This is a genomic window from Microbacterium sp. SORGH_AS_1204 (genome assembly GCF_030818935.1).
GTDB lineage: Bacteria > Actinomycetota > Actinomycetes > Actinomycetales > Microbacteriaceae > Microbacterium.
This window is the reverse complement of sequence record NZ_JAUTBD010000001.1, coordinates 133240-151784: the sequence shown is the minus strand read 5'-3', so window position 1 is coordinate 151784 and position 18545 is coordinate 133240. Positions and strand designations below refer to the sequence as shown.

The following is an 18545-nucleotide window of genomic DNA, read 5'->3' as shown; positions in this document are numbered from 1 at the left end:
CGGTCGGGGTGGCCGCCGAATACAGCCTTGCACCAACCTCCGACACCGGCGACCCTCTGCGCGCACACCCGCGATCGACGGCTGCCGCCGCCCCGCGCCGAGCCTCCGGCATCCCTCTTCCCGGCACCGGATCGTAGGCTGAGGGCATGTCCCGACTGCAGGCCGACGCCCCCGCCGACCTTTGGGTGCCCGTCACCGGCTCCCTCGGCCTGCGCGGCCGCCGCCACCGTAAGGCCGCGATCGGCATGCTGCTCAGCCAGGCCAATCAGGCGGCGGGAGCGGCCCCCCGCCCCGGCGGCGGCGCCTTCGCGTGGCTCCTGAGCCAGGCGACCCCGCTGCTGATGCGCCGGGCCGCCGGGCGCGTGCTGGTGTGGGTGTGGAAGAGCGACCCCGAACTGCTCGTCGTCATGGCGCAATTGCAGGAGGCGACTCCGCAGGCGCGAACCGCCCGGGCCATGATGTCGATGGAGTACGACGACACCGAGTCGTTCCCCAATCCCTTCCTCGGGGTCGGCGAGAAGCTGGCCATGCCGCTGCCGAGCGACCCGCGCACGCCGCCCTTCGCGACCTACACGTGGGACACCGGCTCGCACTTCGTCACGGTGACGGCCGTCTGCTCCGATCGTGAGCGCTTCGGCACCGTCGTGGGGACGGTGGATGCCGTGGCACGCACGGTGCGCGTCGTCGACGACCTGAAGGTCGGCGAAGTGCCTACGGTTCTACGGATCAAGCCGGCCTGAGCCGCCCCGAGCCAGCGAACCCGTCGCAACGAGACGGTCGAGCCGGGGCCTTGAGGACGCCGTCAGTCACCGTGCATGTCGCGCGGGCGCCACAGCACGATGTCGGTGGCGCGGCGGACGCGAGCGCCGTGGCGGAGCGTGACGACCGAGCCGGTGGCCCCGGCTGCGAAGACGCGGGCACCCGGGCGCGACTGCCGCTCGATCGTCAATTGACGCTCGAGGTCGTTCACGCGGCGCGCGAGGTCGTGCACCTGCTGTTCGAGGGTGAGCAGGCGGGCGATGGCGGGCAGGCTCATGCCCTCGCCCGACAGACGAGCCACCTCGCGCAGCTGCTGCACGTGACGGCTGGAGTAGCGGCGCGACCCGCCCTGGGTGCGCGCGGGCACGACGAGACCGAGCCGGTCGTACTGCCGCAGGGTCTGCGGGTGCATGTTCGACAGCTCGGCAGCGGCGGCGATGGCGAAGATGGGGGCGTCTTCGTCGATCTCCCTCTCGGGCACGGTCTCTCCCTCCGTCGTGTCGGCGGCGGGTTCCCGGCATCCTGAACCCGGATGCCGGGAGCCCACTCATGCTGTTCTATCGCGCTTTCGACATCAGATCGGCGCGCGGGTTCTCTTTCGGCTGCAGTTCTTGGAAACGCTCGAGGGCCTCGCGGGCGGCGTCGTCCAGGTGAGCGGGCACCGCGACCTGGACCTCGGCGAGCAGGTCACCGGAGCCCTTGCTGGACTCGATTCCGCGTCCTTTGACGCGCAGCACACGCCCTGACGGGGTGCCGGGAGCGACGCGCAGGCGCACCGGGTCACCGCCGAGGGTGGGGACCTCGATCGTCGCGCCGAGGGCGGCCTCGGTGAAGGTGACGGGGACCGCCACCCGCAGGTTGAGGCCGTCGCGCGTGAACACCGGGTGTGGGCGCACCGCGACGGTCACGACGATGTCGCCGCTCTCGCCGCCGTCGGGCGATTTACGACCCCGGCCACGCAGACGGATCTTCTGCCCGTCGGAGACGCCCGCGGGGATCTTCACCTTGAAGGGCACGTTGTCTTCGCCCTGCAGGGTGATCGTCTCGCCCTTGGCCGCGGTGACGAAGTCGAGCGTCGTGCGCGCCGTGACGTCGGCCCCGCGTTGCGGGCCGCCGAATCCCCGGAACCCGCCCGTGGTCTGACCGAACCGGCCGGAGCCGAAGCCGCCGCCGCCCTGATCGAACATCGAGAAGATGTCTTCGAAGCCGCCCGGCGCCTGACCGCCGCCGCGCTGCTGACCGAAGCGACTGAAGACGTCGTCGAAGCCCCCGCCACCGCCGGCCCCGGGAGCCGAGAAGCGCGCCCCCGAGCCCATGGCCCGGATCTGGTCGTACTCCTCGCGCTGCTCGGGGTCGTTGAGCACCGAGTACGCCTCGCTGATCTCCTTGAACTTCGCTTCGGCCTTCGCGTCACCGGGGTTCGAGTCGGGGTGGTACTGGCGCGCGAGCTTGCGGTACGTCTTCTTCAGATCGGCAGCGCTGACACTCTTGTCGACACCGAGGACCTTGTAGAAGTCCTTGTCGAACCAGTCCTGACTCGCCATGGATCCTCCTCTTAGGCCGGCACGGCGACGACGACCTTCGCCGGTCGCAGCTCGACCGAACCGAGGCGGTAGCCGACCTCGACGACCTCGAGGATCGTGGTCTCGGTCGCACCGGGGGTCGGCGCCTGGAAGATCGCCTCGTGCTGCTGCGGATCGAAAACGTCGCCGACGGCGCCGTACGACACCACACCGAGACGCTCGGCCACCGCGCGCACCTTGTCGCCGATGGCGGCCAGCGGGCTGCCCTCGACGAGGTCGCCGTGCTTTGCGGCGCGGTCGAGGTCGTCCATGACGGGCAGCAGGCCCTTCACGGCCTCGCCCTTGGCGCGCTCGATCTCACGCTGGCGCTGCTCTTCGGTGCGCCGACGGTAGTTGGCGTACTCGGCCTGCAGACGCTTGAGGTCGATCAGCAGCGAGGCTTCGCGGTCGGAACCGGCGTCTTCGGCTGCGGCCTCGGGCGTCTGCTCGGCGCCGAGGATGTCTTCGATGGTCAGGCCATCGGCATCCGTCCCATCGCTCTCAGGCTGCTCGCCCGACGGCGCGGGGCCGGAGGTGTTCTCCTCCGGCCCCGTCTCGTCAGGACCGGCGCCCGAGCCCGTGGGCTGATCGTCGTCCTTGTGTGCCATGTTCTCTGCTTACTTCTTGTCTTCGGGCTTGTCGTCTTCGACGACCTCGGCGTCGATGACGTCTTCCTCGGGGTTCGGCGTCTCGCCGTTGCCGGGCTGGCCCACGTTGGGGTCGGCGGGCTCGCCCGCGGCCTGCGACGAGGCGTAGATGGCCTCGCCGAGCTTGCCCTGGCTGGCGTTCAGCTTGTCGAACGCGGTCTTGACCGCGTCGTCGTCGTCACCGGCGAGGGCCGTCTTGAGCGCGTCGACGTCGCCCTGCACCTCGGTCTTGACCTCGGCGGGGAGCTTGTCTTCGTTCTCTTTGATCAGCTTCTCGATCGAGTACGACAGGGTCTCGGCCTGGTTGCGGGTCTCGGCGGACTCGCGGCGCTTCTTGTCTTCGGCCGCGTTCTCCTCGGCCTCGCGCACCATGCGCTCGATGTCCTCCTTGGGCAGCGACGAGCCACCCGTGATGGTCATCGACTGCTCCTTGCCGGTGCCCTTGTCCTTCGCCGAAACGTGCACGATGCCGTTGGCGTCGATGTCGAAGGTGACCTCGACCTGCGGGATGCCGCGGGGCGCCGGGGCGATGCCGGTGAGCTCGAAGGTGCCGAGCGGCTTGTTGTCGCGAGTGAACTCGCGCTCGCCCTGGAAGACCTGGATCGCGACCGACGGCTGGTTGTCGTCGGCGGTGGTGAAGGTCTCGCTGCGCTTGGTGGGGATGGCCGTGTTGCGCTCGATGAGCTTGGTCATGATGCCGCCCTTGGTCTCGATGCCGAGGCTCAGGGGGGTGACGTCGATGAGCAGGACGTCCTTGCGCTCGCCCTTGAGCACACCGGCCTGCAGGGCTGCGCCCACGGCCACGACCTCGTCGGGGTTCACGCCCTTGTTGGCATCCTTACCGGTCTCCTTCTTCACCAGCTCGGCGACCGCGGGCATGCGGGTCGAGCCGCCGACGAGCACCACGTGGGCGATGTCGTCGACCTTGACGCCGGCCTCACGGATGACGTCGGAGAAGGGCTTGCGGGTGCGGTCGAGGAGGTCTTTAGTGAGGTCCTCGAACTTGGCGCGGGTGAGGGTCTCGCTCAGCGAGACGGGACCGGAGTCGGTCAGCGAGAGGTACGGCAGGTTGATCGAGGTCGAGGTCGAGCTCGACAGCTCCTTCTTGGCCTGCTCGGCCGCTTCCTTCAGACGCTGCAGGGCGATCTTGTCACCCGAGACGTCGACACCGGTGGTGTCCTTGAACTGCTTGATGAGGTAGTCGACGACGCGCTGGTCCCAGTCGTCACCGCCGAGGCGGTTGTCACCCGAGGTGGCGCGCACCTGGATGGTCGAGAAGTCGTCGTCCTTGCCCACCTCGAGCAGCGAGACGTCGAAGGTTCCGCCACCGAGGTCGAAGACCAGGATGAGCTCGTCTTCCTTGCCCTTGTCGAGGCCGTACGCGAGGGCCGCGGCCGTCGGCTCGTTGATGATGCGGAGCACGTTGAGGCCCGCGATCTCACCGGCCTCCTTGGTGGCCTGACGCTCGGCGTCGTTGAAGTACGCGGGCACCGTGATGACGGCATCCGTCACGCTGTCACCGAGGTACTCCTCGGCGTCGCGCTTGAGCTTCTGCAGGATGCGGGCCGAGATCTCCTGCGGCGTCCACTTCTTGCCGTCGACGTCGAACGTCCAGGTGGTGCCCATGTGGCGCTTGACGCTCGAGATGGTGCGGTCGACGTTGGTGACGGCCTGGCGCTTGGCGGTCTCGCCGACGAGCACCTCGCCGTCCTTGGTGTAGGCGACGACCGAGGGGGTCGTGCGGAAGCCTTCGGCGTTGGCGATGACCTTGGGCTCGCCACCCTCGAGCACGCTCACGACGGAGTTGGTCGTGCCGAGGTCGATTCCCACTGCACGGGGCATATGTGTCTCCTTGCTTGTGAGTCGGGCGGATGCCACGACTCGAGGTTGGTGCGAAGTCTGCTGCGCGGGTTGAGCCGCGATGACTCAAGGCTAGCGCAGGCCCTCGCGGGCGTCAAGGAGACTTGATATGAATTGGCTCAACTTCCGGATGCCGCGCACGCCCAGCGCCGTTGGCATCCCGGCGCGCCCAGCGTCTCGGGCACGCGGGTCGTCGCCCACCTCGGCGTCCGCCCGCTGGCTCGATGCGCGGAATTCGCTTCTCACCCACACGACGACGCGCCACCACCGCCGACTACACCGAAGCGGGTAAGGACGGCAGCGCTTCGGGCCTGCGCGGCTTCCCCGCCGACCGGGTCGTACGCACTCGGGCCGGAGGTGGCGCCCTGGCAGACGGTCCGCCCCTCAGCCCGCCCGGCGGATGAGATGCTCCGCAAGCGAGAACGACGGGGGCAGGTCGGCGCTGCGCCCGTCTACGACGAGATCGCGCACCAGGCGACCGAAGACGGGGGCGAACTTGAACCCGTGTCCCGACAAGCCCGTGACCGTGACCACTCGCCCCTCGGCGCTGCGGTCGATGATCGGGACACGGTCGGCCGTGTAGGCGTCGTGATGCGAGCTGAACCGGACGGGCTCGGGATTCATGTCGGGGAAGAACTCCCGGACGCGCAGCCCGAGCAGCCGTAGCTGCCGCGACGACAGAGTGGTAGGGAGATCGGCGACCCGCCGCCCCTGCGCCATACCGTCGTGTCCGGGGCTGACCTTCACGCTGTAGCCGTCGAGCGTCGGCGCGCCGAAGACGTGCGCCGTGCCGATGTCCCGCATGAAGACGGGGAACCGCTCCGGCTCGTACGCGCGGATGTCACGCGGCATGAACCACGTCAGAGCCAGCTGGCGCACGCTCACCAGCTCCGCCAGCGCGGGGACGAGCTCGGACGCCCACGAGCCGGCCGCGATCACGACGACGCCGGCGGAGATCTCTCCCTGGGCCGTGCGGACGACGACTCCCCCGCGCTGCACCTCGATGTCGAGCACCGGGCAGTGGTACAGCATGTCGACGCCCGCTCGCTCCGCGAGATCGAGCGCCCCGAGGACGGATGCCTCCGGACGCAGACCGCCGCCCTGCGTGTCGAGAATTCCGATGTCGCCCTCGCGCGGGGCGTGCGGCGGAAAGGCTTCGCGAAGATCGTGCTGGTCGAGGACGCGGTGCGGGAGGTCGTGGCTCGCGATCGTCGCGAGGGTGGCCTGCATCTCCGGCTGATCCGGCGCGCCGATGCTGAGCGCCCCCACCGGCAGGAACAGCGATCGGTCGGCCTCGTCCTGCAGCTCGTGCCAGAGCCGGCGGGCCTCGCGGAGGAGGGGCACGTAGACGTCCCCCTCCTTGTACGCGACGCGGAACAGCCGGGACTCCCCCGCGAACGAGCCGCGCCCGTGCGCGCGACCGTACTGCTCGATCCCGACGACGCGCGTCCCCGTCTCACGGCTGAGGTGCCACAAGGTCATCGCGCCGACGGTCCCGGCTCCGACGACGACCACGTCGGCGGTCGGGATCCGGTCGGCAGTCACGCGAGCACCGGGACGTCCCACAGGTTGAGGGGGGTGCCGATCCCTCGATCCCGCGCATTCGCGAGCACCTGCGTCGCCCATGCCACGTCCTCCACGGGCATGCCCCCGATCGAGAAGAGCACGATCTCCTCGTCGTTGCGGCGGCCGCCCTCACCCGACGCGAGGATCTTCCCGATGTCCTCCATCTCCTCGGGAGCCATGCGGCCCTCGTGAATCAGATCGGTGAAGTGACATCCGACGATCGGGATGGACGCGTACGTGGGGTAGGGGAACTCGTCGGCCCACGCCTCGTAGAGGCCCGTGTTGTCGACCACCCTGCGGACGTCGGGGGCGAGCAACGCCTCGTCAAGCCGCACCGAGGACGGCATGGCGAGATACGCGCCGGGGGCGACCCACTCCCGCCGCAGTTCCGGGTAGTTCTCCGGGGTGCCGCCGCTGGTCGTGCAGTACGTGACGATGTCGGCATCGCGAACAGCATCCTCGTTGGTCGCGACGATCTCCACCCGCAGACCGGGGAACTCGCGCTCCGCCCACTCCCGGAACGCCTGCTCGCCGCGGGCGCCGCGGCCCTTGACCTTGACGAGCTCGATGCCGGGTCGCGCCACGATGAAGGACTGCAGGGCGGTGCGGGCCATCACCCCGGGGCCGACGATGCCGACGACCCGGGAGTCCTCTCGAGCGAACTGTCGCGCGCCGACACCGGGGATTGCTCCCGTCCGCATCGCACTGAGCAAGTTCGCCGACATGAGTGCCACGGGAGCGCCGGTCTCGACGTCGTTCAACACGAAGAGGTGTATCGAGCGCGGCAGGCCCGCCTTCTTGTTCTCGACGTTGGATCCGTACCACTTCACCCCGGCGGCGTGGAAACCTCCGCCGAGGTACGCCGGCATCGCCATGAACCGCCGGTCCTCGGCGTTGCGCGGCATCCGGGGGAACAGCGGGGCGTCGGGGAACGTGACCATCGCACCGTGCGAATCGGCGTTCTTGCCCGCCATCCGGTAGTCGCCCGCGCCGAGCACTCGGAACATCCGTTCCATCGTGTCGACGCACGCGGCCATGTCCGTCACTCCGGCCGCGACCATGTCGGGCTCGGACAAATAGAGGAAGTCGATCCGTGTGCTCGGATCGGTGGAGGTACCTGTCGCGTCAACGGCGGTGTTCATGGGTGTGTTCCGTTCTGGGTCGGGGGGGGCGGGGTCACAGCACCGGGCGCGCGGCAGACCAGGGGCGGACGGACTCGAAGGCGGCGGCGGCCGCGAGGGCGTCGCCGTCGGCGCGATGCCGCGCCGCGATCTGGAGGCCCACGGGGCGGCCGTCCGCCGTGAAGCCCGCGGGGACGGTGATGGCGGGCGAGGTGAGAAGGTTGTACGGGTAGGTGAGCAGCCACCCCAGCAGCTGGCTCCGCAAGGGCGCGTCTTCGAGCCACGACGGTGCGAACTGCGACAGCGGGAATGCCGCCGACGCCAGTGTGGGAGAGACGAGCAGGTCGTACTCGCGCATGAACTCCACGAAGGTCGCGTACATCTTGGAGCGGAACACCTGCGCGCGACTGATCTCGACGGCCGTCAGCGATGCGGCCTGTTCGTGGATCTCGATCAGACGGTCATCGACCTGCCCGCTCATGGCACGCCAGTCCGGGAAGACGTCGTAGTCGGAGGCGAAGCCGGGCACCCAGATGCCTTCCCACATCGCCTGCTCCGGCTGTCCCCAGTCCGGAGTCGCCTCGGTGACGGTCGCGCCGAGCTCCTCGAACGCGGCGACCGCCTCGCGGCAGATGCGCGCCACCTCCGGGTCGACGTACCCGACGTGGAGGTCGGGCGAGTATGCGACCCGCCACCCGGCGAGCGACGTCGAGGCATCCTCTCGGCGGGCCGGTTCCGCCGGCAGGCTCAAAGGGTCGGACGGGTCGAATCCCGCCATGACGTCGTACATGAGCGCGGCGTCAGCGACGTCGCGGGCGAGGGGGCCGTGGAAGACCCACGTCTCGTAGCTCGCGGGGAGCAGCGAGTGCGGGATCCGCCCAAGCGAGGGCTTCAGCCCGACGACGCCGCACATGGCCGCGGGGATCCGGACCGATCCCGCCCCGTCGGCGCCCTCCGCGAGGGGGACGAGCCCGGCGGCGACGGCGGCGGCCGATCCTCCGGACGAGCCTCCCGCCGTGAACCCCCGCTTCCACGGGTTGTGCGTGGGGCCGTACAGGTGCCCGTCCGTGCCGCCGTAGTATCCCGCCTCGGGCGCGTTGGTGAGTCCGGTGAAGAGGCCGCCGGCATCCTTGAGTCGCGTGACCACGACAGCGTCGCGCTCGGCGATCTCGTGGGCGAAAGGTTTCATGGCGTGCGTGGCGGGCAGGCCCGCCACCGAGGTGAGCGACTTGATGGCGAACGGCACTCCGTGCAGCGGTCCGAGCGGGGCGCCGGAGGCTTGCTTCGCGTCGAGGTCCGCCGCATCGCGCAGCACCTGAGCCCGGTCGAAGAAGACATAGGCGTTCAGGGCCGGGTTGATCTGCTCGATGCGCGCACAGGCGGCTTCAGCGACCTCGACCGCGGTCAGCTCTCCGTCGGAGATCCGCGCCGCGATCTGCCTCGCGGAGAGCCACGCGTACTCGTCCGCAGTCAGTCGCGGTCGTTCGGCGGAGGTGTGTGCGGTGCCGCCTTCGGTCGGCGCGGTGGTCGTCGAGTCTGTCGATGTCATGGGAGTCCCTTCGTGACGGGTGGAGGTGGGAAGGAGTCCGACGATGTCGTGACACTCAGGAGACGGCGGCGGTCGGCACGACGACGGGGGTCCCGACGAGCCACCCGCCGTCCACGGCGAGGATCTCGCCACAGATGTGGTCGGCGAGCGGCGACGAGAGGAAGAGCACGGAGTCCGCGATCTGCTCCGGCGTCGCCCAACGCCCGTTGGGCGTCTGCCCCTCCAGCGCCGCACGGATGTCGGGGCCGTAGATCGAGGTCATGTCGGTCTCGACGAACCCCGGAGCGACACCGTTGACGTTGATGCCCTGAGCGGCGTAATCGATGCCCGCCTGGCGGGTGAGATTCACGATCGCGGCCTTGCTCGCGCAGTACGCGGCGAAGCCCGGGTTCGCCCGCAGTCCGCTGATGGAGGAGACGTTCACGATCTTCCCGCCGCGGTCCGCAGCCAGCATCGTGCGGATCACCGCTCGCGTGCAGAAGAAGGTGCCGTCGACGTTCACCGCGAACTGGTGGCGCCACACCTCGTCGGTCGTCTCGGTCGTGGTGCCGGAGTGCAGCACACCGGCGTTGTTCACGAGGATGTCGATCGGACGTTCGGCGGCGATGGCACCGATCACGGCGTCCACCTGGGCCGAGTCCGCGACGTCGAGCTCTCGGGACTCCGCACGCCCGCCGCGGGCGCGGATCGCCCCCGAGCACGAGCGGTCCTCGGGCAGCGACCAGTCGGAACGGTCGAGGATCACGACGGAGGCGCCCGCCTGAGCGAGGCGCATCGAGACGGCCCGCCCGATCCCGCGGGATCCTCCGGTGACGAGCGCGGTCTTTCCGGACAGATCGATCATCGTCCTGCCTCCGTCCCGTGGTCTGCGGCGCCGGGGGCGACCGCCGTGGCGGCCCCGGTCCGGGGCCGCCACGGCTGGATGTCATTCGGCATCCTTGGTCCTTTCCACCAGCGCGTCGGCGGGAGCAGCCGACACCGGCTGGACGTCGTCGGGCGCGACGAGCGCGCGCTCGCCGCTCTCCGCGACCCGGAACATCGCCTCCACGCGCAGTCGCTCCTCGTCGGTGCGTCCGGTGATCGCGGAGACCACGAGGAAGACGACGGCGTTCACGATGAGCCCGACGATGCCGCTGGTCAGGCTGCCGAGCGCAGGGATGTCGTCCGGGTAGACCCCGGTCAGCACGGCGGCGATGACGAACCCGGAGACCATGCCCCAGAGCGCGCCGTGCCGGTTGCCGCCGCGCCAGAAGATGCCGAAGAACAGCGGCACCGCCAGCTGGATGATGCCTTGGTAGGAGATCTGCGCCAGCAGCTGCAGGCGATCGAAGTCGAACGTGGCGAAGGCGAGCACGCCGGCCAGCAGCATGTAGACCACCATGCTGACCTTGGAGATGAGCGTGAGCTGCTTGTCGGAGAGCGGCCGCTTGCGGATGGTGGCCACGATGTCGTTCGCCACCTGGAGGCCCGCCACCTGGACGCTGGCATCGGTGTGACCCATCTGCGCGGCGAACACCACGACGACCGCCAGACCCAGGAGCCACGTTCCACCGAACTGCTCCATGAGGGTGAACCAGGCTTCCTGCGGCGCCGCGGCCACCTCGGGGATGTTGACCGCGGCGATTCCGACGAGCATCAGGACCGTATAGAAGGTCGCCGACACGAGGATCGTGGCGAGCGTGCCCTTCTTCACCGTCCGGACGCTGCTGGCGGTGTAGATGCGCTGGAAGCTGGTCGGCCAGCAGAGCGAGCCGATGACGCCGGTGAAGATGAGGGCCGAGATGTAGAACGGCCCGTACGTGTCGCCATCACCGGGCAACGTGAGGAATTTCTCCCCCACCCGTCCGAGGTCGGACCAGCTGATCGGACTGTTGAAGGCGCCCGTGAGCATGATCGCGCAGACGATGCCCGAGACGATGTAGGCCACGAAGCCCTGGAACATGTCCGTCATGATGAGGCCGCGCATACCCATCTGGACCGTCCAGATCTGACGGATCAGGATGACGACCAGCCCGACCACCAGCGAGGCGATGACCGACCAGGTGCCGGCGCTCGCGATCTCGAACAGGGTGCCCAGCGCCTGCATGCCCAGGACCACCCACGGGAAGAGCGAGACGACACCGATGATGCTGGCGACGACGCGCACGGCGTTCGAGCCGAAGCGGATGCGCAGGAGGTCGGGCTGCGTGCGCAGGTCGTAGGCCTTGCCCCAGCGCCAGGCGCGCGTCGCCATCAGGTACATGAAGGCGACGCCGAGGGTGGAGTAGGCCAGGGCGTAGAGCCCGAAGACGCCGGCACCTGCGGCCAGGCCGAAGAACGCGATGAACGTCGAGCCGGGCCACCACGAATTGATGTACGACATGGCGACGAACCAGGTGCCGTAGCTGCGACCGCCGACCGAATACTCGTCGAAGGTGGGCGCCGTCTTCTGCTTCGTGATGTAGAGGATGGCGATGACCACGCCATAGAAGGCGAGGAGCATTCCGAGCATGATGGCCATCAGTCGTCCCCCTCGCCCCGGATCTGCTCGACGACGTACAGTGCGGTGAGCGCGAGACCGACGAGGGCGGCGTTGACGATCCAATAGAAGATCGCCCATGGGATGCCGAGGAACGCGGCGGTAGAGCCGCTGGCGGCGAGGTAGAGCGGCGGGAAGAGCGCCATGAGCAGCGCGAATCCGTAGACCATGCCGAATGCCGTGTTGATCACGCGGCGGTCGAGTTTTCTGACGAGAGTGACCATGTTCGCGCCTCCTTTCTGAGAATGAGAAATGGGAGGTTCGGGAGCGCGAACTCAGTTTGAAATCGGACCATTACTGGTCGCCTTTTCAGCCGTAACGACGCTGTTACATGTGCGAAGGGTCCCACCCGACCTGGTGCGCGGTCACCGACAGGACGGTCCGATCCGCCCGGAAAAGGTCGATCGAACGCTCGAACGGTCGGCCATTCTGGTCCTCCGCGAATCGCACGACCTTGAGCAACGGCGCCCCGACCGCGATTCCGAGAGAAGCCGCGGTCCGGGGACTGGCCGTCGTCACGTGGATGTGTTCGTGCGCGTGCGCCGGGTGCACACCGTACTTCTGCTCGAGCAGCTCGTACATCGACTCCGAGAGCCGACTCTCGAGCAGGCCCGGGAAGCGCGCGGCCGGCACGCGGAACGACTCGAGCGACAGCGTGTCGCCGTCGGCGAACCGCAATCGCAGCACGGCCGCGACGAGATCGCTCGCCGAGATGTCGAAGTACGCACGCTCCACGTCGGAGGGGTGCTCGAAGCTCGCGGAGATGACGCGGGTGCCCGACTCGAACCCCTGCGCGCGAAGCATCTGGGGAAGGCCGACCACGGTCTCGAGCGGACGCTCGACGAGCCGGGTCGCCCCGTCGACCGCGTCGTCCTCCATAGTGGCGTCCGGGGTCGACTCCACCATCCGCAGGAACGCTCCCCCGGACCGCCCGCGCACGCGCCGGATGCGGCCGTCGCCTTCGAGCCTCTCCAACGCACGGCGGACGGAGGACCGCGAGGTGTTGAGACGCTCGGCGAGCTGACGTTCCGGAGGGAGTTTCGCGAAGCCGCGCGCTTCGAGATCGTCCGCCAGCCGACAAATGGTCGCAAAGGTCCTGTCAGCGGTCACGTCGCATCACGCCATCCCTGCTCTCACCGAGGGGCGGAATGCGCCCGGATCCGCGTCATTCTCGGCCTCTCACGCCCCATAGATTCCCACTCGAACGGCGGCGGCCCCGGGAACGTAATGCCGGATTTACATTGGTCTGGTCGACCAGAAATGGTCGCGGCGGACGCTGGTGCCATGGCTTCCTCCTCCTTTTCTCATCTCGGTCGGCCCATCTCGGAGTTGACCGCGGCGTTCGCCGCCGGTGACCTCACCCCGGTCGATGCGCTCGAAGCCACCTGGGAGCACCGGGCCGCGGTGGACCCCCTCATCAATGCGGTGCCGTACGTCGATGTGGACGGTGCGCGCGCCGCTGCCGAGCAGTCCGCGCGGCGCTGGGCCGCGGGCGAGCCGCGCGGGGCGCTGGACGGCGTGCCGGTCACGGTGAAGGACAGCATCAACGCAATCGGCCTTCCGTGGCGTCATGGCACGAAACCGAACGAGCACCTGCCCGTGGCCACCGTGGACGCGCCGCCGGCGCAACGACTGCGGGAAGCGGGAGCCGTCATCGTCGGGAAGACCTCCATGCCCGACTTCGGCATGCTCGCCTCGGGGGTGTCCTCCCTCTACGGGATCGTGCGCAACCCTTGGGACCTCGCCGCGAGTCCGGGCGGATCCAGTTCCGGGGCGGGTGCCTCCCTCGCGGCGGGACTCACCTGGGCGGCGATCGGAACGGACATCGCCGGCTCGGTACGCCTTCCGGCCGCGCACTGCGGCATCGTGGCGCTCAAGCCCACGCAGGGCCGGGTCCCGCACCTCGCGCCCAGCACCGTGCGATCGGCGGGACCGATGGCGCGCTCCGTCGCCGACGTGGTGGATGTCTTCCACGTCGTCTCCGGTTTCGACCCGCGTGACACCCTCGCACTCGCTCCGGACGCCGGGGGCCGAGTCGACGCCTTCACCGACGATCATGTGTCCACTCTGCGCGTCGGCCTGCTCACCGAGATGGGATACGGCATCCCCGCCGACGACCCGACGCTGCGCACCGTGCACGCCGCCGCCCGCGCCTTGGAGGGCGCCGGGGCGGAGATCGTGCCGATGCGCTCCCCCCTGGCCCCCGACGCGTACGACGCCCTCGACGCGCTCTACCTGGTCCGTGCGCTGGCCGAGTGGGAGGCGCACACGGCAGAGGGCCGCGAGTCCGTGCTCGCCCCGCTCGTCCGGTGGGCCGCGAACGCCCGTCGGCTGAGCGCGACCGACTACGAGCGAGCGCTCCTGCGCGTCGCCGCCGATCAGCAACGGTTCGCCGCGGCGCAGAACGACGTCGACGTCGTCCTCTCCCCCGTGCTTCCGACCGCGGCGTTCCCTGCGGAGTCCGTGGGAATGATCCCCGAGCGCCCCCTGGAGCACTGCAGCTTCACCGCGTGGTTCAACCAGACGGGGCAGCCGGCCCTCTCCCTCCCCTTCGGAGAGGACGGCGGGCACCCCGTGGCGGTTCAGGTGGCGGGGCCGAGGTTCAGTGACTCCGCCGTGCTGGCGCTCGCCGGGTGGCTCGAACGATCGCGCGGACGGGTGCCGGACTGGCCGCTCGAGCCGCGTCCGGTTTCGGGTGACGTGTGGGTGGTGCAGCCATGAGCGTGGCGCCGGTGATGCCCCTGACGCTGCAGGATGCCGCCGCGGCCACCGTCACCATGGCGAGCCCCAGCTGGTGGGGCGCCGACTCGACCCGATGCCGCGGCCTTCTCTTGGGCCGGGCGAGCCTGGTGAAGACCTACGCCCCGCATGCGCGCGTCTACCTCGACCTCGCCCGGACCATCACGGCGGCCCAGGCGGCGGGCGACGCGAGCATCGGACCGGCGGTCCTCGCAGTGTCGCCCACCGGCGACGCGATCGCCTTCGCCGATCTCACCGACAGCCATGCGACGGCGACGCTGGGCGACTTCGCGGACGACGACGCCTCCGCGGCAATTCTCGCCCTGCGTGCACGGGTCGGCGCGGTGGAACCGTCGTCCGCGCGGACGGCGAGCGTCTTCGACGACATCCGGGCGCTGCGCACGGCGCTGCACCGGCACGAGGTCACCCTCCCTGCGGACGCCGCCCTGCTGTTCCGGGTGCTCGAAGAGGCCGAGTCGCGCATCGACGCGGTGGGAGTAGACGTCGAGTTCCGGCACGGCGACGGCAATGTGTCCAACGTGCTCCGGGATCGTCGGGACGGGTCGCTCCTGCTCGTCGACTGGGACTGGGCGGGTTACATGGACCCGTACCAAGATCTCGGCTCCGCAATCGTCGAACTCGCCGACGACGAGGACCACGCTCGACGTCTGTTCGAGATCGCCTCCGGGCGGTACGATCGCGCGCTGTTCGCGCGCAGTCTCCTGTACGGGTACGCCGACATCGTCCGTCAGGCACTCGTCGGCGCTCTGGCGAACCGGCTCGACCCGGGAACGTTCGAGTACTCGAAGTACAGCGACTGGCAATTCCTGCGGGCCCGCAGCGCCCTTCAGAGCACACGCACCGACGAGTTGCTGAGGAGAGTCTCCGTATGACGCACACGGATACGGCCACCGTCTCGGTGGGTACGGAACGCGGTGCCGCGCGCACGACCGGCGAGCAGGCCGTCGAGCGCGCGCTCGACGCCGTCCCGCAGTGGCGAGGACGTCGAGCCCGGTACACGCCCATCTACGGCGGGCTGCAGAACGAGAACTGGCGCATCGACGTCGACGGCGAGGACGCGAGCTTCTTCCTCAAAATTCCCGGGGCGGGTTCCGAGACGTTCATCGACCGGAGCAACTCGCACGTGGCGGCCGAACGGGCCGGAGCCCTGGGCATCAGCCCCCGGATCGTGCACTTCGACCCCTCCACGGGCGTCGAGATCATCGAATTCCTCGACGGATACCGAGCGTGCACCAACGGCGACATGAAGCGCCCCGACATCGTGAGTGAGATCATCGGCCTCTACCGTGCGTTCGGCAGCGCGGAGACTCTGCCCTCGACGAAGACGATCATCGACATGATCGAGGAGCATCGCGCACAGACGGCCGACCTCGGCGTTCGGCTCCCGTCCTTCTGGCCCGCGCTGCTGCGCGAGTACCGCGCCTCCCGGTCGGCGCTGACGGCCGGCGGGCTCGACATCGTGCCGTGTCACAACGACCCGATGCCCGGCAACTTCTTGATCGCCGAGGGACGGCCCATGCGGCTGGTGGACTTCGAGTTCTCGTCGAACAACGAGCGCGCGTACGAGCTCGCCGTGATGGCGACCGAGTTCTTCTACGACGACCGCCGATTCACCGAGTGCGTGGAGGAGTTCTACGGCACCGCGGAGTGGTCGACCCTCGCCCGCGTGCAGGTCTGCAGCTTCCTCGCCGACGTGAAGTGGGGGCTGTGGGGCTGCGTGAACGCGCAACTGAACGACGGGTGGGATTACGACTATCACAAGTACGGCGTGTGGAAGCTCCGGCGGGCGCAGATCAAGATGACCGACCCCCGCTGGGGCGGTTGGCTCGGCGCCCTGTAGACCATTCGCCGCGAACGCAGAAAGGTTCCGATGAACACCACCTCATCCATCCTCGACGGAAACAGCTTCCGCGCCGATGCGATCGACCGCCTCGACCCGCTCGACCGGGCGCTCGTCGAGCGGCGCGCTCGCGTGCTCGGTCCGAGCTACCGGCTCTTCTACCGCGAGCCGCTGCACCTCGTGCGCGCGCAGGGCACCCGCGTCTACGACGCCCACGGACGCGAGTACCTCGACGCGTACAACAACGTTGCGAGCGTCGGCCATGGCAACCCCGCCGTCGTCGCGGCCGTGCAGAAGCAGATGACCGCCTTGTCGACGCACTCCCGCTACCTGCAGGACGGCGTTGTCGACTACGCCGAGCGGCTGCTCTCGACCCTGCCCGCCGCGCTGGACCGGGTGATGTTCACGAACTCCGGCTCCGAGGCGAACGACCTGGCTCTGCGCGTGGCGCGGTACACCACCGGCGGCACCGGTGTCGTCGTCACATCCGAGGCCTACCACGGCACGACGTCGATCGTCTCGGACGTGTCGCCGTCCGCAACCGCCGGCCCGCTCCGCGACGACGTCATCGCGATCGCGCCGCCGGATCCGTACCGTCACGGTGACGACGGGACTGTCGCCGAGGCGTTCGCCACGCGCGTCGCGGCGGCCTTCGATCGGCTGGCCGAACGCGGTCATCGTGCCGCCGCGCTGCTCGTCGACTCGATCTTCTCCTCCGACGGCGTGTTCCCCGCGACGGACACCCTCGAGCCCGCGTTCGCTGCCGCCCGCGCGGCGGGTGCCCTCGTCATCGCCGATGAGGTGCAACCGGGGTTCGCGCGGGTCGGCGAGGCGTTCTGGGGTTTCGCCCGGCACGGGGTGGTCCCCGATATCGTGACGATGGGAAAGCCCATGGGCAACGGCGTCCCCGTCGCCGCGATGGTCGCCTCCTCGCAGACGCTCGACCCGTTCGGTGCCGCCGTGCCGTACTTCAACACGTTCGGCGGATCGAGCGTTCCGATCGCCGCAGCCCGCGCCGTGCTCGACGAGATCGTGGACCGGCAGCTCGACGCCAACGCAGAGCGCATCGGAGAGATGCTGCGGGACGGGATCGCCGACATGGCCCTGCGATTCGACCGCATCGGCGATATCCGCAGCGCCGGGGTGTACTTCGGCGTGGAGCTCGTCGAGGACCGTCAGACGCGCGTGCCGGCGTCAGGGTTCGCGCAGGACGTCATCAACTTCGCACGGGACGAAGGTCTGCTCATCTCGGTGTGCGGGCCGACCAGCAGCACCCTGAAGATCCGGCCGATGCTCACGTACACCCCCGACGATGCGGCCTTGCTCCTCGAACGCCTCGAACGGGCGCTGAACCGTTCGGCCCGGGCCTCGTGACCTCGGCTTTGGCCGCGGTGCTGTGGGACATGGACGGCACCATCGTCGACACCGAGGACTTCTTCACGGACGCCGCAAGAGACATCGTCCTGCAGTCCGGAGCGGCATGGACGGACGACATCGAGAAGGCGCTCGTGGGCTGCACGATGGAGGTCCTCGCGGCAACCCTCATCGCGGCGGGGGTCGACCTCGACCCGCGGCTCATCATCGATCGCGTCGTCGGTCGGGTGGGCGAACAGCTCGAGACCGCGATCCCGTGGAAGTCCGGGGCCTCCGAGCTCCTGCGGGAGCTGAGGGATGCGGGCGTCTCCACCGCGCTGGTCACGATGTCGCCCCGCGTGCTCGTGCAACAGGTCGTCGCCGCCATCCCGTTCGAGGCCTTCGACGTCATCGTCACGACCGATGACGTGTCGAACGGCAAACCGGCGCCCGACGCGTACCTGCTCGCGGCATCCCTTCTCGAGGTCGACATCGAGCAGTGCGTCGCCATCGAGGACTCAGGTCCGGGAGTCGCGTCGGCCGTGGCCGCCGGTGCCGCCGTGATCGCGGTGCCGCTCCCGGAGACCCCTCTCCCCGATGCGGGCTACGTGCGTTGGGATTCCCTCGTCGGGCGCTCCGCGCAGGATCTCGCCCTCGTCCACGCCCGCGCTCGGCGCGGCACACCCCCGGTCGCGCACCTCCCCCACCGCGCAGGAGGCGGCGCTTCTCACAAGACGCCGTGACAACGCCCGCGCAGGACCACCGACCCGATGACGAGGCCGCACCTCGACTTCCACCTGCTGGTTCGGGATGCAAGTCGACGTTCGAGGCGCGAGATGTGCCGTCCCGAACGGAACGGCCCGCCCCGACCCCATAGCCTCCGCGCGAGCGAGGGTGACGGCACACCCGCAGCCGGCAACGGCGTCGCCCCGCACCTCGACAAGGTACGGGGCGACGAAGAGATGCCGAACCCGGCGCGCGGGCGAGCGCGACGCGGCGCGACGGTGCGG

At 69.4% G+C, this 18545-nt stretch carries 17 protein-coding genes; 6 read left to right on the top strand and 11 right to left on the bottom strand.

Annotation, left to right across the window (positions count from 1 at the left end; translation table 11 throughout):
- The first annotated feature begins 146 nt into the window (after positions 1-146).
- Positions 147-740 carry a hypothetical protein gene (locus QE410_RS00640; protein ID WP_307326680.1) on the top strand — a complete coding sequence of 198 codons (594 nt, stop codon included), beginning with the start codon at positions 147-149 and terminating at the stop codon, positions 738-740.
- Positions 741-802: 62 nt separating this feature from the next.
- On the opposite strand, the gene QE410_RS00635 is transcribed toward QE410_RS00640, so the two are convergent.
- The 11 genes from QE410_RS00635 to QE410_RS00585 form a co-directional block, all read right to left on the bottom strand.
- Positions 803-1240, bottom strand: coding sequence for a heat shock protein transcriptional repressor HspR (locus QE410_RS00635; RefSeq protein WP_058231753.1), 438 nt, complete (start codon positions 1238-1240; stop codon positions 803-805).
- 76 nt (positions 1241-1316) lie between these two features.
- The gene (locus tag QE410_RS00630; RefSeq protein ID WP_307326679.1) at positions 1317-2303 is read right to left on the bottom strand and encodes a DnaJ C-terminal domain-containing protein; all 987 of its coding nucleotides are present in this window, start codon (positions 2301-2303) and stop codon (positions 1317-1319) included.
- Between the two features lie 11 nt (positions 2304-2314).
- The gene (locus QE410_RS00625; RefSeq protein ID WP_307326678.1) at positions 2315-2929 is read right to left on the bottom strand and encodes a nucleotide exchange factor GrpE; all 615 of its coding nucleotides are present in this window, start codon (positions 2927-2929) and stop codon (positions 2315-2317) included.
- Positions 2930-2938: 9 nt separating this feature from the next.
- Entirely contained in the window at positions 2939-4810 is a 1872-nt protein-coding gene (gene dnaK, locus QE410_RS00620) for a molecular chaperone DnaK (protein WP_307326677.1), read from the bottom strand.
- 402 nt (positions 4811-5212) lie between these two features.
- Complete coding sequence (gene solA / locus QE410_RS00615) at positions 5213-6373, bottom strand: N-methyl-L-tryptophan oxidase (RefSeq protein WP_307326676.1); 1161 nt, start codon at positions 6371-6373, stop codon at positions 5213-5215.
- Positions 6370-7536 (bottom strand): tyramine oxidase subunit B, encoded by a 1167-nt coding sequence (locus QE410_RS00610; protein ID WP_307326675.1) that lies wholly within the window; start codon positions 7534-7536, stop codon positions 6370-6372. Before QE410_RS00610 ends, solA begins: the two co-directional genes overlap by 4 nt.
- A gap of 34 nt (positions 7537-7570) precedes the next feature.
- Entirely contained in the window at positions 7571-9064 is a 1494-nt protein-coding gene (locus QE410_RS00605) for an amidase (protein WP_307326674.1), read from the bottom strand.
- 55 nt (positions 9065-9119) lie between these two features.
- Complete coding sequence (locus QE410_RS00600; RefSeq protein ID WP_307326672.1) at positions 9120-9908, bottom strand: SDR family NAD(P)-dependent oxidoreductase; 789 nt, start codon at positions 9906-9908, stop codon at positions 9120-9122.
- 81 nt (positions 9909-9989) lie between these two features.
- On the bottom strand, positions 9990-11564 hold the full coding sequence (locus tag QE410_RS00595) for a sodium:solute symporter (protein WP_307326671.1): 1575 nt from the start codon (positions 11562-11564) through the stop codon (positions 9990-9992).
- Complete coding sequence (locus QE410_RS00590) at positions 11564-11806, bottom strand: hypothetical protein (protein WP_307326669.1); 243 nt, start codon at positions 11804-11806, stop codon at positions 11564-11566. The genes QE410_RS00595 and QE410_RS00590 overlap by 1 nt, the downstream gene beginning before the upstream one ends.
- 103 nt (positions 11807-11909) lie before the next feature.
- Positions 11910-12692 carry a GntR family transcriptional regulator gene (locus QE410_RS00585; protein ID WP_307326666.1) on the bottom strand — a complete coding sequence of 261 codons (783 nt, stop codon included), beginning with the start codon at positions 12690-12692 and terminating at the stop codon, positions 11910-11912.
- 174 nt (positions 12693-12866) lie between these two features.
- On the opposite strand from QE410_RS00585, the gene QE410_RS00580 reads away from it, so the two are divergent.
- From QE410_RS00580 to QE410_RS00560, 5 genes are read left to right on the top strand one after another with little or no spacing between them, the layout of a single operon-like run.
- A complete protein-coding gene (locus QE410_RS00580; RefSeq protein WP_307326665.1) occupies positions 12867-14303 on the top strand; it encodes an amidase family protein in 1437 nt (478 codons plus the stop codon).
- On the top strand, positions 14300-15214 hold the full coding sequence (locus tag QE410_RS00575; protein WP_307326663.1) for a phosphotransferase family protein: 915 nt from the start codon (positions 14300-14302) through the stop codon (positions 15212-15214). The genes QE410_RS00580 and QE410_RS00575 overlap by 4 nt, the downstream gene beginning before the upstream one ends.
- Positions 15211-16182, top strand: a complete 972-nt coding sequence (locus QE410_RS00570) for a choline/ethanolamine kinase family protein (RefSeq protein ID WP_307326662.1) — start codon at positions 15211-15213, stop codon at positions 16180-16182. The genes QE410_RS00575 and QE410_RS00570 overlap by 4 nt, the downstream gene beginning before the upstream one ends.
- A gap of 30 nt (positions 16183-16212) precedes the next feature.
- On the top strand, positions 16213-17556 hold the full coding sequence (locus QE410_RS00565) for an aspartate aminotransferase family protein (RefSeq protein WP_307326661.1): 1344 nt from the start codon (positions 16213-16215) through the stop codon (positions 17554-17556).
- Positions 17553-18278: an HAD family phosphatase gene (locus QE410_RS00560; RefSeq protein ID WP_307326660.1), complete on the top strand. Its 726-nt coding sequence runs from the start codon at positions 17553-17555 to the stop codon at positions 18276-18278. Before QE410_RS00565 ends, QE410_RS00560 begins: the two co-directional genes overlap by 4 nt.
- Positions 18279-18545 lie beyond the last annotated feature (267 nt).

Bases quoted from the DNA above. Each gene is read 5' to 3' on its own strand.
- QE410_RS00640 (WP_307326680.1), top strand. From the start codon at position 147: ATGTCCCGACTGCAGGCCGACGCCCCCGCCGACCTTTGGGTGCCCGTC.
- QE410_RS00630 (WP_307326679.1), bottom strand. From the start codon at position 2,303: ATGGCGAGTCAGGACTGGTTCGACAAGGACTTCTACAAGGTCCTCGGT.
- QE410_RS00625 (WP_307326678.1), bottom strand. From the start codon at position 2,929: ATGGCACACAAGGACGACGATCAGCCCACGGGCTCGGGCGCCGGTCCT.
- dnaK (WP_307326677.1), bottom strand. From the start codon at position 4,810: ATGCCCCGTGCAGTGGGAATCGACCTCGGCACGACCAACTCCGTCGTG.
- QE410_RS00610 (WP_307326675.1), bottom strand. From the start codon at position 7,536: ATGAACACCGCCGTTGACGCGACAGGTACCTCCACCGATCCGAGCACA.
- QE410_RS00605 (WP_307326674.1), bottom strand. From the start codon at position 9,064: ATGACATCGACAGACTCGACGACCACCGCGCCGACCGAAGGCGGCACC.
- QE410_RS00600 (WP_307326672.1), bottom strand. From the start codon at position 9,908: ATGATCGATCTGTCCGGAAAGACCGCGCTCGTCACCGGAGGATCCCGC.
- QE410_RS00595 (WP_307326671.1), bottom strand. From the start codon at position 11,564: ATGGCCATCATGCTCGGAATGCTCCTCGCCTTCTATGGCGTGGTCATC.
- QE410_RS00590 (WP_307326669.1), bottom strand. From the start codon at position 11,806: ATGGTCACTCTCGTCAGAAAACTCGACCGCCGCGTGATCAACACGGCA.
- QE410_RS00580 (WP_307326665.1), top strand. From the start codon at position 12,867: ATGGCTTCCTCCTCCTTTTCTCATCTCGGTCGGCCCATCTCGGAGTTG.
- QE410_RS00575 (WP_307326663.1), top strand. From the start codon at position 14,300: ATGAGCGTGGCGCCGGTGATGCCCCTGACGCTGCAGGATGCCGCCGCG.
- QE410_RS00570 (WP_307326662.1), top strand. From the start codon at position 15,211: ATGACGCACACGGATACGGCCACCGTCTCGGTGGGTACGGAACGCGGT.
- QE410_RS00565 (WP_307326661.1), top strand. From the start codon at position 16,213: ATGAACACCACCTCATCCATCCTCGACGGAAACAGCTTCCGCGCCGAT.